The organism is uncultured Sulfitobacter sp. (assembly GCF_947499945.1).
Classification (GTDB): Bacteria; Pseudomonadota; Alphaproteobacteria; order Rhodobacterales; family Rhodobacteraceae; genus Sulfitobacter.
In genome coordinates, this window is the sequence record NZ_CANMQD010000002.1 from 519,455 (window position 1) to 532,979 (window position 13,525).

At 57.3% G+C, this 13,525-nt stretch carries 17 protein-coding genes; 5 read left to right on the forward strand and 12 right to left on the reverse strand.

Going from position 1 to position 13,525, the window contains the following annotated elements; genetic code table 11:
- Position 1: 1 nt before the first annotated feature.
- The 3 genes from Q0775_RS12725 to Q0775_RS12735 form a co-directional block, all read right to left on the reverse strand.
- Positions 2 to 1,336: a glutamine synthetase family protein gene (locus tag Q0775_RS12725; RefSeq protein WP_298861319.1), complete on the reverse strand. Its 1,335-nt coding sequence runs from the start codon at positions 1,334 to 1,336 to the stop codon at positions 2 to 4.
- Between the two features lie 98 nt (positions 1,337 to 1,434).
- Positions 1,435 to 2,241: an amino acid ABC transporter permease gene (locus Q0775_RS12730; RefSeq protein ID WP_298861321.1), complete on the reverse strand. Its 807-nt coding sequence runs from the start codon at positions 2,239 to 2,241 to the stop codon at positions 1,435 to 1,437.
- A gap of 94 nt (positions 2,242 to 2,335) precedes the next feature.
- On the reverse strand, positions 2,336 to 3,217 hold the full coding sequence (locus Q0775_RS12735) for an ABC transporter permease subunit (RefSeq protein WP_298861323.1): 882 nt from the start codon (positions 3,215 to 3,217) through the stop codon (positions 2,336 to 2,338).
- Between the two features lie 114 nt (positions 3,218 to 3,331).
- On the opposite strand from Q0775_RS12735, the gene Q0775_RS12740 reads away from it, so the two are divergent.
- Positions 3,332 to 4,417 (forward strand): FAD-dependent oxidoreductase, encoded by a 1,086-nt coding sequence (locus Q0775_RS12740; RefSeq protein ID WP_298861325.1) that lies wholly within the window; start codon positions 3,332 to 3,334, stop codon positions 4,415 to 4,417.
- Positions 4,418 to 4,457: 40 nt separating this feature from the next.
- On the opposite strand, the gene Q0775_RS12745 is transcribed toward Q0775_RS12740, so the two are convergent.
- The 7 genes from Q0775_RS12745 to rlmJ all read right to left on the reverse strand — a co-directional run bounded on the left by Q0775_RS12745 (position 4,458) and on the right by rlmJ (position 8,802).
- Positions 4,458 to 5,204 carry a transporter substrate-binding domain-containing protein gene (locus Q0775_RS12745; protein ID WP_298861328.1) on the reverse strand — a complete coding sequence of 249 codons (747 nt, stop codon included), beginning with the start codon at positions 5,202 to 5,204 and terminating at the stop codon, positions 4,458 to 4,460.
- A gap of 31 nt (positions 5,205 to 5,235) precedes the next feature.
- Entirely contained in the window at positions 5,236 to 6,012 is a 777-nt protein-coding gene (locus Q0775_RS12750) for an amino acid ABC transporter ATP-binding protein (protein ID WP_298861331.1), read from the reverse strand.
- Between the two features lie 102 nt (positions 6,013 to 6,114).
- A complete protein-coding gene (locus Q0775_RS12755) occupies positions 6,115 to 6,549 on the reverse strand; it encodes a TerB family tellurite resistance protein (protein WP_298861334.1) in 435 nt (144 codons plus the stop codon).
- Between the two features lie 29 nt (positions 6,550 to 6,578).
- Complete coding sequence (locus Q0775_RS12760) at positions 6,579 to 7,016, reverse strand: TerB family tellurite resistance protein (protein ID WP_298861337.1); 438 nt, start codon at positions 7,014 to 7,016, stop codon at positions 6,579 to 6,581.
- Between the two features lie 9 nt (positions 7,017 to 7,025).
- On the reverse strand, positions 7,026 to 7,676 hold the full coding sequence (locus Q0775_RS12765; protein WP_298861340.1) for a hypothetical protein: 651 nt from the start codon (positions 7,674 to 7,676) through the stop codon (positions 7,026 to 7,028).
- Positions 7,677 to 7,695: 19 nt separating this feature from the next.
- On the reverse strand, positions 7,696 to 7,992 hold the full coding sequence (locus Q0775_RS12770) for a DUF1330 domain-containing protein (RefSeq protein WP_298861343.1): 297 nt from the start codon (positions 7,990 to 7,992) through the stop codon (positions 7,696 to 7,698).
- Between the two features lie 30 nt (positions 7,993 to 8,022).
- Entirely contained in the window at positions 8,023 to 8,802 is a 780-nt protein-coding gene (gene rlmJ / locus Q0775_RS12775) for a 23S rRNA (adenine(2030)-N(6))-methyltransferase RlmJ (protein ID WP_298861345.1), read from the reverse strand.
- Positions 8,803 to 9,138: 336 nt separating this feature from the next.
- Between rlmJ and Q0775_RS12780 the strand changes: the two genes are divergently transcribed.
- A complete protein-coding gene (locus tag Q0775_RS12780) occupies positions 9,139 to 9,552 on the forward strand; it encodes a VOC family protein (protein ID WP_298861808.1) in 414 nt (137 codons plus the stop codon).
- Here Q0775_RS12780 and Q0775_RS12785 read toward each other — a convergent pair.
- Together Q0775_RS12785 and secG are read right to left on the reverse strand one after the other, a co-directional pair.
- The gene (locus Q0775_RS12785) at positions 9,549 to 11,198 is read right to left on the reverse strand and encodes a CTP synthase (RefSeq protein ID WP_298861348.1); all 1,650 of its coding nucleotides are present in this window, start codon (positions 11,196 to 11,198) and stop codon (positions 9,549 to 9,551) included. The two genes, Q0775_RS12780 and Q0775_RS12785, sit on opposite strands and share 4 nt — an antisense overlap.
- Positions 11,199 to 11,391: 193 nt before the next feature.
- The gene (gene secG, locus Q0775_RS12790; protein ID WP_298861351.1) at positions 11,392 to 11,751 is read right to left on the reverse strand and encodes a preprotein translocase subunit SecG; all 360 of its coding nucleotides are present in this window, start codon (positions 11,749 to 11,751) and stop codon (positions 11,392 to 11,394) included.
- Between the two features lie 137 nt (positions 11,752 to 11,888).
- Here secG and nthA point away from each other — a divergent pair, with 137 nt between their 5' ends.
- Genes nthA through Q0775_RS12805 form a run of 3 tightly spaced genes read left to right on the forward strand, consistent with a single transcriptional unit; the run spans position 11,889 to position 13,512 of the window.
- Positions 11,889 to 12,509: a nitrile hydratase subunit alpha gene (gene nthA, locus Q0775_RS12795; protein WP_298861354.1), complete on the forward strand. Its 621-nt coding sequence runs from the start codon at positions 11,889 to 11,891 to the stop codon at positions 12,507 to 12,509.
- Entirely contained in the window at positions 12,506 to 13,180 is a 675-nt protein-coding gene (gene nthB, locus Q0775_RS12800) for a nitrile hydratase subunit beta (protein WP_298861357.1), read from the forward strand. Before nthA ends, nthB begins: the two co-directional genes overlap by 4 nt.
- The gene (locus tag Q0775_RS12805) at positions 13,177 to 13,512 is read left to right on the forward strand and encodes a nitrile hydratase accessory protein (protein ID WP_298861360.1); all 336 of its coding nucleotides are present in this window, start codon (positions 13,177 to 13,179) and stop codon (positions 13,510 to 13,512) included. Before nthB ends, Q0775_RS12805 begins: the two co-directional genes overlap by 4 nt.
- Positions 13,513 to 13,525: the final 13 nt, after the last annotated feature.

Consider the following 13,525-nt stretch of genomic DNA (forward strand, 5'->3'; position numbering starts at 1 on the left):
CTTATACCGTATCCAAATATATCTCGACCTGCTCGGCGCGGCTGAGTTCTTTCATCTCGTCCAGTTCCTGACGCTTTGTCAGAACAAGGTTCTGGATCAGCTCGGGTGGAAATATGCGAGCCACGGCAGGGTCCGTTTCAAACGCATCAATCGCAGCGCCCCAAGTGTTGGGAATCTGTTGCAGATCAGCCGCGTAGGCATTGCCGGTAATCGGCGGCACAGGGTCCTTTCCATCCTCAATACCGTTGATTGCGGCGCCAAGGACGGCGGCCAGCATCAGATAGGGGTTCACATCACCACCCGACACGCGGTGCTCGATTCGGCGTGCCTTGTGCGAACCTGATGGGATGCGAATCGAGGATGTGCGGTTTTCATAGGCCCAGCTGATGCCTGTAGGCGCATGTGCACCCGGCACCATCCGGTCAAAGCTGTTGGCGTGGGGTGCAAAGATGAGCGCAGAACCTGCCATCGCCTCCAGACAGCCCGCAACTGCATGGCGCATCATAACTGTGCCATCAGGTCCGCCATCGTCAAAAACGTTATCACCATTCTCATCAATAACCGAGAAATGGGTGTGCAAACCAGAGCCCGCATAATCCTCATAGGGCTTCGCCATAAAGCTGGCGGCGAAACCATGCCGTCGCGCCAGACCGCGCACCAGCATCTTGAACAACCATGCGTCATCTGCGGCACGCAGGGCATCGTCGCAATGCATCATGTTTATCTCGAACTGGCCCAACCCCGCTTCGGAGATTGCGGTGTCGGCGGGAATATCCATTTCTTCGCAAGCGTCATAGAGATCGGTAAAAAACTGGTCGAACTGGTCAAGTGCGCGGATGCTGAGCGTTTCCGCCCCCTTGCGCCGCTTACCTGACCGCTCAGATGCGGGAATTTGCAGCTTGCGACCACTGTCGTCGATCAGAAAAAACTCAAGCTCTACCGCGCAAACAGGGGTGAGGCCGCGTGCTTTGAAACGGTCAAGAACTGCACGCAGGGCATGGCGTGGATCACCCTCATAGGGGCGGCCATCCTCATGGAACATCCAGATGGGCAGGAGTGCAGTTGGTGCTTCCAACCACGGCATCGGCATAAACCCCCGCTCGGTCGGTTTGAGTACGCCGTCGCGGTCGCCGCTGTCAAAGACAAGTGGGCTGTTCTCGATATCTTCACCCCAGATGTCGAGGTTCAGCACCGAGAAGGGAAAGCGCGTGCCGTCTTGGGTGATTTTATCTGCGAACCGTGTCGGGATACGCTTGCCACGTGGCACGCCATTGAGGTCGGCAGCGGCCACACGGATTGTGCGGACGGATGGGTTTTTACGAAGCCAGTTGTGCATAGGTCACCATTAAGGTGGGCTGGCACATGCCGGATACTCTTTATGAGTTTCCTGACCGCCTGCGGCCAGCGCCACGGGATTTGATCAAATTATTGATACTATCGTATCAGATTAGGGCGCAAGCGTAATTTTTGGCGCTGTTCTCCGGGGAGGTGGCGGTTGAGACGGCGGTTAATGATGCCGAAGATCGAGATTACAACGAGTGTCAGTAGTACGAAGTATCCTGCAAGAATCGGATAGGGGATGAAGGGATTGAACGTCTTGTCGGCAAAGTAGCTTGCGTAATAGAGCGCATCGCCGCGCTGCTGCCATGCAGGAAAGCTGGATATATAGACCAGTGTTGTGGCGTGGAACAAAAAGATCGCCTCGTTCGTGTAGGCAGGCCAAGCAAGCCGCATCATGGTGGGCCAGATCACGCGCTTGAACCGCGCCCAACCTGACAAACCATAAGCGTCTGCTGCCTCCACGTCCCCCTTTGGGATGGACTGAAGTGCGCCATAGAAAATCTCGGCGGAGTAGGCGGATGTGTTACAAAATAGGACGATCACGGCACCAGCCCAAGCGGAAGTCAGGCCGTTGAATATAGGGAATTGCGACTTCATGCTTAGAAAGACGAAGTAGGCAAAGAAAAACTGGATAAAGAGCGGCGAGCCACGGAAGATGAAGATGAACCACTCAGACGGCGTGCGCAGCCCTTTGCGCGGGCTTGCTTTGCCAAGGGCGAGGGCTGTTGCAAAGAAGAACCCCGTCACCAGCGCCGTCAGACCGAAGTAAACGTTCCAGATCATGCCTGATCCGATCAGGGTGAACTGTTCGCACAGAGTGAAATCCTCCCGTGGCAGCAGACGCTCCCCGATCCCGATCGCACGGAGGCCGTAGTCCTGAATTGTCTGGATACAACTCATACCCATTGCTCCGTCAAGAGAAACGCGGCTGCGGCAAGGTATCCCAAATATGCCCATTCAGCCAGTGGTGCGGGTTGAGCGCTGAAAAGAAACTTCATCCCAATTTCCTCTGCGCTTCGCCGCCAGTGGTGGCCTGACCATGTGTCAACCGTCCCATGGCGCGTGTGATGAAACGCTCGGAAATGGCAGTAAGGGCAAGATAGAATACGAGCAGCGCGAGGAAGTACCACATGCGCCAGTCCCCATGGGGGTAGTCGGTGAAGCGGGGCGTTTTAGAGCCGCCAAGCTCACGCGCCCAATAGACGATATCCTCGACACCCAGCAGGAACAGCAACGGCGTAGCCTTAACCAGCACCATCCAGAGGTTGCCAAGGCCGGGCAGGGCATAGACCCACATCTGAGGGACAAGAACGCGGCGGAATATCTGGCGGGGCGACATGCCATAGGCCTCTGCCGTTTCAAGTTGTGCACGTGGTACAGCACGCATGGCTCCAAACAAAACATTGGCCGCAAACGCACCAAAAACAATGGCAAAAGTCAGCACCGCAATGGCAAAGCCGTAGGCCTCATGCACCCATTGCGATGAATTACCCAGAGGCATCTTGGCCGCTTGGCACACGATGAAATCATTGCCCTGACGTATCGGCTGGTCCCAATCGGGGCAGAGCACCTTGTGGCGCAGGTATTCGATGCCTTGGTCCAGTGCGATGACAAAGAACAGGAAGAACGCGATGTCGGGAATGCCGCGCACCACTGCGATATAGGTCTTGCCGATCCAACGGAGCGGGGCGATGCGCGAGCGCGCCGCAGATGCCCCGCCAAAGCCGAACAGAAGGGCCGTTGGTGCAGTGATTGCAAGCAGGATCAGAACAGTAACAACAGACCAATAGAGGTTCAGGTGCTTGCCTGTCGTCAGGTAGCAGCTAAGCCATGTCAGGCCTTCGAGTTGTTCAGGGTCTGCGCAAAACTGGAACATTGGACACTTTCTTCTATTGCGCCAGTTTTCGGAGCGCGGAGGGGTTGTCAACCACTTGTGGTTTTATGAGGCGCGAGGCAGGTTTGGTGACACGCTTTTCTTCGAGGAAATGATATGCGCGCAACGGGTCCATCGGTTGTTATCATTGGGGCAGGTATCATCGGCGCATCAGCCGCCTATGCGCTGCAAAAGGCAGGTGCACGGGTTACGATTGTAGATGCTGGCGGTGAGACAGCAACTGCCTCCTCCTTTGGTTGGATCAACGCAAGCTTTCACCACGACGCGGCGCATTTTCGTCTGCGCGAGGAGGGGCTTGCCGCGTGGAAACGCCTTGGATCAAAGCTTGATCTGCCTGTTTCATGGCGAGGAACATTGTGTTGGGAGGAAACGGGCGAGGCCTTGACGGCGCAACACGACCAGCTTTGTGCATTGGGATATGCGGTGCGCGAGATTGATCAGGCCGAATTTACATCACTTGAGCCGCATATAGCGGAGCCGCCCGTGCGTGCTCTGCATTTTGCCGCGGAAGCATCGGTAGACAGCATAGTCGCGACCAACGCATTGCTTGATGCCGCCGCCTCATTAGGCGCGCAGCGTTTGCGCGGCCTCAAAGTGGAAGAGATCATGGAGACAAAAGGGCGTTTTGCAGGCATCCGCACGCAGGCCGGTATCACTTTGGCCGATCATGTGCTGATTGCCGCAGGAACGGGCACTGCCGCGCTTATGACGCAGGCAGGCGTACCTATGTCTATGCTGCGCAGACCTGCTTTGGTGTTACGGACGCGCCCTGTGCCGCCTGTATTACGCCATGTCCTTGTGTCTCAATTCGGAGAGTTGCGGCAACTGGGGGATGGGACGTTATTGATGCCGGCAGCAGTAGATCATCAGGGCGACAGCTCGGAGACAGTCACGGACAGTCTGGAAGACACCGCCGATCAGGTGTTGATACGGTTACGCAGCCTGCTGCCTCATCTAACGCTGGACTGGCAGGAACTGACATTGGCGTTCCGCCCTGTGCCGCAGGATGAATTGCCTGTTATTGGGGCAGTGGCCAAGGGGCTGCACGTGGCCTGTATGCATTCGGGCATCACCCTTGGCGCATTGGCGGGGGAGCTAGTTGCACAGGAAATGCTTGAGGGAGTGACAAACCAGTCAGGTGCACTTTTGGCGGCTTATCGTCCAAGCCGGTTCGCAAAGTAAGGCGGACCTGCACCAGCAGGCCCGCCTTAGATATTGTAGATCAGAACTGTGCCGCTTCTGGCAGCCATTTTGCGATCAGCGCGTTGAGTGAGCCATCCGCCTTCATAGACTGGATCGCCGTGTTGAATTTCTCGCGCAGCTCACCGTCGCTTTCGCGGATACCGAGGCCAATACCACCACCGAGCAACTCGTCTTGCTCGAGCAATTGCAAATCACCATCTTCTTCGGCAATCGGTGCGAGGAAGGACTTATCGGCCAGAACCGCATCCGCTTCGCCGTTTTTCACGGCAGCAACGGTTTCTTCTGGTGTCGCAAATTCAACAAGTGTCGCGCCTTCCATGGAGGCGATGTGGCTTGCCTGAATTGTACCAGCTTGAGCCGCGATGACTGCGCCCGACAGGTCTAACTCACCCATGGCGAGATAGGAGGACGGATCGGGCAAGGTGTAGGGGTCGGAGAAGTCGATGACTTCGTCACGCTCGTCTGTGATGGACATGCCCGCGATGATCACGTCGTAGTTGCCGGATACAAGGTTCGGGATGATGCTGTCCCACTCGTTTGTGACCCACTCGCATGTCAGCTCGGCACGCGCGCAGAGCTCGTCGCCCACTGCACGCTCGAAACCGTCAACCTCGCCCGCGTCGTTGAGGAAGTTGTAGGGGGGGTAGGCGCCTTCGGTGCCGAGGCGGATGGTTTTGCCGTGGCCATCGGCCATCGCCATGCCAGCCGTGAGGGCCAAGCCTGCTGTAATAGCCAGTGCAGAAGTCGCAAGAATAAGGTTTTTCATTTGGTGTCTCCCAGGTTTTACCATTTACGGTTTATGCGGCGTGGGTTGCAGAGAGGAACCCGCGCAGTCGCTCTGATTTGGGTGCTCCGAATAACGTCTCGGGGCTCCCTTGTTCTTCGATCAGGCCGTTGTGCAGGAACACAACCGTGTCAGATACGTCAGCGGCCAGTTTCATATCATGTGTGACGATCATCATGGTTCGGCCCTCGGCGGCCAGATCCTTGATCACCTTGATGACTTCTTGCTCCAGCTCGGGATCGAGTGCGCTGGTCGGCTCATCAAACAGCAGCGCTTCGGGCTCCATACACAGCGCACGTGCAATAGCGGCGCGTTGCTGCTGACCACCGGAAAGTTGGGCAGGATAGACGTTACATTTATCGCCGATGCCTACCTTTTCGAGATAGGCGCGCGCGGACTTTTCGACCTCTGCGCGGTCGCGGTGCAGCACAGTTACGGGTGCTTCCATAACATTCTCGAGAATGGTCATGTGGGCCCAAAGGTTGAACTGTTGAAACACCATGCTGAGGTTCGTGCGGATGCGAAGAACTTGCTGTGCATCGGCGGGGCGACGATTGTGGGTATTGCCGCGCCACGTGACGGGCTCTCCATTGAAAAGAAGCTCGCCTTGCTGGCTGTCCTCAAGCAGGTTGCAACAGCGCAAAAGGGTAGATTTTCCCGATCCCGATGAGCCGATGAGCGAGATAACGTGGCCGCGGGGGGCTGCGATGCTCACACCCTTCAACACTTCCAAAGCGCCATACGCTTTGTGCAGGTCGCGGATTTCGATAACGGGTATGTCTGCTGTCACGTTTGGGCCATCTGTTGCAAGTGCAGCGCAGATAAGACGCGAGAATCAATCCATATGCAACGTGCAATGGGCCGGCCCTGTAACTTCCCCGCGGTAAAGGTGTCAGCGCTCGGCGCGTTGGCGTGCTTGGGCACTATCCATGTCGGTAATGCCCAGCAAATTTGTAACGAGCCGAAGCAGCGCGTCTTCTTCTTTCGCGCGGCTTCCATCAGCAAGTGCGACCTGCCAAAGCGCTTCCACCACTGCGAGGCGGTCTTCGTAAGGCACAGCGTCTTTGATCGCGCGGGTGAAACGCACTGTATCCGGGGCCTCGGATTCGAGAACCTCGGCATCTGCCAGCAATGAGTCGCGCTCCCCTTCTCCAAGAGCGTAGCGGGCGCTAATAATGCTCTGAATGCGCGTCCGTTCAGACGTACTATAGTCATGGTCCGAGCGCGCGACACGCACCAGCAAAGCAGTCATGGCAAGGCGTGCATCGCCATCGGGAAGTGGAGCGGGGGCTGGATCAGTCAGCCTTTTGATAAAATCTGCAAACATGAGTTTCTATCTAAGGCGCTCTGGACGTTTTACAATTCGCCAAGGGCATTTTTTCGCGCTTCGGCAATATCGGCATCGCTAAGGCCAAGGGCCGTCTCGATAGCGAGCAGTTGTACTTCTTCATCGTCATCGCGGCGACCGTCAGCCATGGCAACAGACCACATCGCGTGACCCAGCGCCTTGCGGTCATCATAGGCAACTTCTTCGCGCACGATCTTTGTGAATTCTGCTGTCCCGGGGGCATGCCGTTCCAGCGCTTCACATTCAGCGCGCAGTTTGGCCGCCTCGAGAGGTTTGAGGTGGAAGGTCGCACTTAAAATCTTGTCGATCTGGGCCACTTCAGCAGCGAGGTATTGACGATTGGCCAAGGCTACGCGCACCAGCAACGCACCAAGTGCAAGCTGGGGGTTTGGCTGTGGAAGAGGCTTGGGCGAGGGCGCACGGCGCGGGAAAAGGCGTTCTAACATAGCAGTTTGTTAACTTAGATCGGGGATTTTGCCAAACCTAATCGTATCAATTGCGATCCCTTGGGGGTCGGTGTTGTTCACAACCACCCCTGCAATATCATCTGCCCCTTCCATCCGCATGAAAGCAATGGCAAATTCTCCGACCGGGCTGACAGGAACCTGTGCCAACAATGTGCCATCGCGGGCCAGAAACAGGATATTGGCGCGGCCCTGCTCGCCACCGCGCATATCAATCGAGAGGGCGGACTGGTCGCTGTCAAATAGGATGGCTATAGCCCCTTCACCCTGTGCGTCGCGTTTTGGAAAACCTGCGTGGCCATAGCCGTTCAGGACTGCAACGCCCATAAAACTTACCACCGAAAGGTTTTGCCCCTGCGCACCGGGCAGCAGGGTCAAAGGTGCAAAGGCGGGGCCTGCAACAGAATCATGGGCACCTGCGGTTGAAAGAATCTGGCCTGCAAACCGCTCCCCGAATTGCGCACCACTTAGTGCCAGCACGTCGTCAACCGCATAGCCGGGGCCATAACCCGAGCGGGTCTCGTCGAATGTGATAATTTCGGGGAGAACAAGGCTGTCTGGATCGACAAGGCAGACGGCATTCCCGCAGGCGAGTGCGGGCAGGGGCATGAGGGCGAGGATTAGGGCGCTAAGATATCTCATAGCATCATCCTAACACAATCTAGACCTCATAGCCCTCTATTATTACGAGGCTTCCGTCAGAAACAGTCATGCGGATGTCTTTTGCGTTCTGGTATCCGGGGCTCTCATAACAGGCGACGGCATCAGCATAGCTGGGGAATTCGATGACAACGGTGCGGGCATGGGCTTTGCCTTCGCGGACCTGTTGGGTGCCGCCGCGCACAAGGAATTTTGCGCCATAATCAGCAAAGGGTTTGGCGTTTGCAACGCGGTATTTCTCATAGATCGCCGCATCGCGGACATCCATGTTTCCGATCCAGTAACCCTTTTTAGGCATTGTACTCTTCCTCCCGATTGTATCGCGATCTTAGCGTAGCTTTGCGTAGTCTTTCGCCAGCCGCTTGGCCTCATCCGCTAAGCCGTAGGGCGGGTTTAGCACAAACATGCCCGACCCTACCATCCCGTGCCCTGGACGGGCGGGGGGGAAGCGGACCTCGTGGCGCAGCGCGCCTGCGAATTGGGTGCTTAGCGCTTCCAACATCGGCTCGTGCGCACGGCTGGTCAGCAGCGGGTACCACAGGGCGATGATGCCGACATTCCACGCGCGGTGAAGCTTGGCTATGTGGCGGAAGATATTGGTATAATCTTCCTTTATCTCATAGCTGGGATCGATCAGCAGCAGGCCGCGGCGGGGCATGGGCGGACATAAGGCAAAGGCCGTTTCGAACCCGTCGCGCAGATGGATTTTGGCACCCGTTGGCGACATGGCAAGCTCCAAGGCGGCGTGTTCGCGGGGGTGCAATTCGGCCAGATGGATGGTGTCAGTGGGGCGCAGCAGATGGGCGGCGATTAGCGGCGAGCCGGGGTAGGCATTGGGGCCGTCCTCGGCCTTCACACGGTCCAGCACGCGGGCATAGGGATGATCTGCGCTAAACCATTTGCGGGATTGGGTAATTCCCGCCGCAGCCTCACCGGTTTTGAGGGCTTCCTCGGCCTGCAAATCATAGAGCGCACGGCCTGCATGCGTCTCGATGTAGGTGAGCGGTTTATCCTTGGCCGTAAGGTAATCGAGCATCCATGCGAGCAGGGCGTGTTTGTGGACATCGGCCAGATTTCCAGCGTGATAGATATGTTGATAACTGAGCATACAAGCGGTGTAGCGGATGGGGGCGTATGCGCAACGGTTAATGCGCGGATTTGGTCTGGGGGCGGCATATGGGGGTTAACGCCATAACAGAGCGAGATTTGGTGGGGGTGCCTTGCGCATACTCCGCGTACCCCCCCTGTACACCGCCCGAGACAGAGATTGGAGGATTAAGGGTGCGTGCGGTGCATGGGTTAGGCGGAGATGAAGGGCGACAGCCGCATGGCAAGTTTGGCTGCCCTTGATCTGAAATGGGTGGGCGTGCCAGAATTGCTCAGAAGCCACCGCGTTGGCGAAAAGGGTCAGAAGCCACCGCGGCGGCGAAAAGGGATGAGCAGAATGATTGCCTATGTGACGGTTGGTGCGGATGACATTGAGGGTGCGAGACGGTTTTACGATGCGTTTCTGCCTGTGCTTGGTTACGGGCTTGAACAAGGTCCCGAGGGCTTGAGCTATGCGCTGCCTGTGGAAGCGGGGCAGTCGCCTGTCTATCCAGATTTCTACATCAAGCCGACCTTTGACGGGCAGCCTGCAACGGCGGGAAACGGGACGATGGTGGCGTTTGAAGCGCGTGGTCAAAGTCAGGTGCGCGCACTCCATGCGGCGGCCGTTGCCGCTGGCGGAGTGGACGAGGGGCAACCGGGGTTCCGCGCGTCATACGGTCCGCATTTTTATGTGAGTTATTTGCGCGATCCACAGGGCAACAAGATTGCTCTGTTTTCAAGTGACCCGAGTGAGCCTTCGCGCGATTAGACCAGCCGAGACATGTCCTTGGCCGCTTTTACGAAGCCTTTGAACAGGGGATGGGGCTTGAACGGTTTTGACTTCAGCTCGGGATGAAACTGCACGCCGATGAACCATGGATGATCTGACCATTCCACGATCTCGGGAAGTTTGCCGTCGGGGGACATGCCGGAGAAACTCATCCCTGCTTTTTCCAACTGCTCGCGGTAGGCGATGTCTACCTCATAGCGGTGGCGGTGGCGCTCGTCGATTTTGGTAGTGCCGTAGACCTCAGCGACTTTTGAGCCTTCTTTGAGGGTCGCGTCGTAGGCGCCAAGGCGCATGGTGCCGCCTTTGTCATCGCCGACTTTACGCTCGACCTTATGGTTGCCCTGCACCCATTCTTTGAGGTGGTAGACGACAGGTTCGAAGCGTTTTTTGCCTGCGGATTCGTGGTCGAATTCCTCGGAACCTGCGGTTGAGAGGCCCGCGACGTTGCGGGCGGCCTCGATCACGGCCATTTGCATGCCCAGACAGATGCCGAGATAGGGCACTTTATGCTCGCGTGCGTATTGGGCGGCGCGGATTTTACCTTCGGTGCCGCGTTCGCCAAAGCCGCCCGGGACAAGGATAGCGTGGTAGCCCTCAAGTTGGGTGGCGACGTCGTCGGATTTCTCGAAGACTTCGGCATCGACCCATTCGATTTTTACGCGCACACGGTTGGCCATGCCGCCGTGGGTCAGTGCTTCGGCGATCGATTTATATGCATCGCCAAGCTGGGTGTATTTGCCGACAATTGCGACTTTTACTTCGCCTTCGGGGTTGTGGATGCGGTCGTAGACGTCGTTCCAGATGCGCAGGTCAGGCTTGGGCGCGGGGGAGATATCAAAGGCGTCGAGGACGGCCTGATCAAGCCCTTGGGCGTGGTAGGCCAGCGGTGCCTCATAGATGGATTTCAGATCGTAAGCAGCGACAACTGATTCTTTGCGCACGTTACAGAAGAGGGCAATCTTCTCGCGCTCTTTCTCGGGGATGGGATGTTCGGATCGGCAGACGAGGATGTCGGGCGCGATGCCGATGGATTGGAGTTCTTTGACCGAGTGTTGGGTGGGTTTGGTTTTCAATTCTCCGCTGGCCGCGAGGTAGGGCAGCAGCGTGAGATGCATGAAGATACACTGGCCGCGCGGTTTGTCGTGGGAGAACTGGCGGATCGCCTCAAAGAAGGGCAGGCCTTCGATGTCGCCCACAGTGCCGCCGATTTCGCAGAGCATAAAGTCGACTTCGTCTTCGCCAATGGCGAGGAAGTCTTTGATTTCATTGGTAACGTGGGGGATGACTTGGATTGTCTTGCCCAGATAATCGCCGCGACGCTCTTTCTCCAGCACAGTGGAGTAGACGCGGCCCGAGGAGATGGAATCAGTTTTGCGTGCGCTCACACCTGTGAACCGCTCGTAGTGACCCAGATCGAGGTCGGTTTCTGCGCCATCGTCTGTGACGAACACTTCGCCATGCTCGAACGGGGACATCGTACCAGGATCGACGTTGAGGTAGGGATCAAGTTTGCGCAGGCGGACAGAGTAGCCGCGTGCCTGCAGGAGTGCGCCGAGGGCTGCGGATGCAAGACCTTTGCCAAGTGAGGATACAACACCGCCGGTGATGAAAATGTAGCGTGCCATTGTCTGGTCTCTCCCGTGCGCGAATTTGCGTCTTTTCTGCGTCTATTAGGCCTGTTCGGAACACGCCCAAGCGGGTGCAATATGCACACCCCACGGGAGTTCATTGTAGCAGGATTCGGAAAGGCAAGGCAAGGCGAGGTGGGCTACATGTTGTAGCTAAAATCGCATCTGCCTCATCTTGTTGAGGTTTTAGTTAATCAAGTGTTGGAACCAGCGGTGTGTTGTCGCCATCAATGGGCGGCAGCAGGTTGTTGAGGTCCGGCGTTGGTACATCGCTTTGGTTCAGCGCGGGGGGCGATGCGGTCAAACGGTCGAGCACGGAGGAGCCTGCGGATTTCTGTGCTGTTACAATGGTCAAGGTGATGGAAGTCACGACGAAGGCCATGCCCAAAATCCATGTTACTTTGCTCATGGGTGTTGCTGGCGGTCTGCCAGAGTTGCCGCCACCGCCGCCACCAATGCCGAGGCCACCGCCCTCCGAGCGTTGAAGCAGCACAACTGCGATCAAGGCAAGCGCGAGAATAAGGTGGACGATCAGGACGACATTTTCCATGGGGTGCTGGCTGCTCTTTGCTGGGTCGGTTTGGGGGTATCTAGGCAAGTTTGGGTTTGGGGGCAAGGGAGGATGCGCCGTCAAATGGTGCAGGTAGGGCGTAGACAAGCAGTTTATTGCGGGGCAAGCTGTATCTTATGCCCCATGACCACCATGACCATGATCACCCGCACACCCTCTTGCCGCCCGCACCTGCGCTGCGGGTAAAGGCATTGGAAACCATCCTGACGCAAAAGGGGCTGGTGGATGCCGCCGCACTTGATGTGATTATCGACACTTATGAAAACAAGATCGGGCCACGCAATGGCGCGCATGTTGTGGCCAAGGCGTGGAGTGACCCTGCGTTTGCCCAAGCGCTGCGGACGGATGCGGATAAGGTGCTGAGCGAGCTTGGATATTACGGACGGCAAGGTGAGCATATGGTGGTGGTCGAGAACACGCCGCAGACGCATAACATGGTCGTGTGTACGCTGTGCAGTTGCTATCCTTGGCCGCTGTTGGGGATACCGCCGGGGTGGTATAAATCCGATGCCTACCGTGCGCGTGCCGTGCGCGAGCCGCGTGCAGTATTGGCTGATTTTGGTGTGAGCCTGCCCGAGCAGACTGCGGTGCGGGTTTGGGATTCGACGGCGGAGGTGCGCTATCTAGTGTTGCCGATGAGGCCTGAAGGGTCGGAAGGGTTGTCGGAAGAAGCGTTGATGGATCTGGTGACGCGGGACAGTATGATCGGCACGGGTTTGGCGAAGGATAGATCGTGACACGCGTCCACGACATGGGCGGGCGGTTTGGCGATGGTCCTGTGATACCTGAAGACGAGAATGTGAAATTCCATGCCGACTGGCATCCGCGTGCGCTGGCGATTGTGCTGGCCTCTGGCAGCTTGGGAAAATGGAATATTGACGTTTCGCGCCACGCGCGGGAGTGTTTGGCGCCGAAGGATTACACGGCCTTTAGCTATTACGAGAAATGGATGGGCGGTTTGGCGGCTTTGCTGGTCGAGACGGGGGTGCTGACGCGCGACGAGCTGGCGGGGCAGACGGATGGTCAGATCAGTGAATTGGCAACGAAGAAGCTGACGGCGGATCAGGTGGCAGGCGTGCTGGCGCGGGGTGGCCCTGCGGACCGCGAGAGTAATGTGGCTCCTGCGTTTGAGATCGGGGATGAAGTGGTGACGCGGCGGATTGCGGAAAATGTACTGGTCTCTGGCGGGCATACGCGGTTGCCGTCTTATGCAGCCGGCGCGCGAGGGCGGATCATGCGGTATCATGGCACCCATGTTTTGCCTGACAGCAATGCGCATGGGTTGGGGGAGGCGCCAGAACCGCTCTATGCGGTGGTGTTTCCGGCCTCTGAGCTGTGGCAGCACCCTGAGCACCCGCGCGATGAAGTCGTGTTGGACCTTTGGCAAAGCTATTTGGAGGCTGTATGAGCGCACCTGAACCTGTGTTTGAAGCGCCGTGGCACGCGCAGCTTTTTGCGCTGACGGTGCATCTCAATGAGGCGGGGCATTTTGCGTGGCCTGATTGGGCGGAGCGATTCTCGGCCACGTTGAAGCGGCATGGGATGGCTAAGGATTTGAACGGCGGGGATGATTATTTCACCGCTTGGTTAGAGACGCTTGAGAGTTTTTTGGCGGAAGTTGATATGGCAGCGCCTGAGACGGTCGAGGAAATGAGGGCCGCTTGGGAGCGGGCGTATTTGTCCACTGAACATGGTAAGCCTGTTACGTTGCCAAAAAGTGCGGGGGATGGGGCGCTTTAAGCCTTAAGGCTTA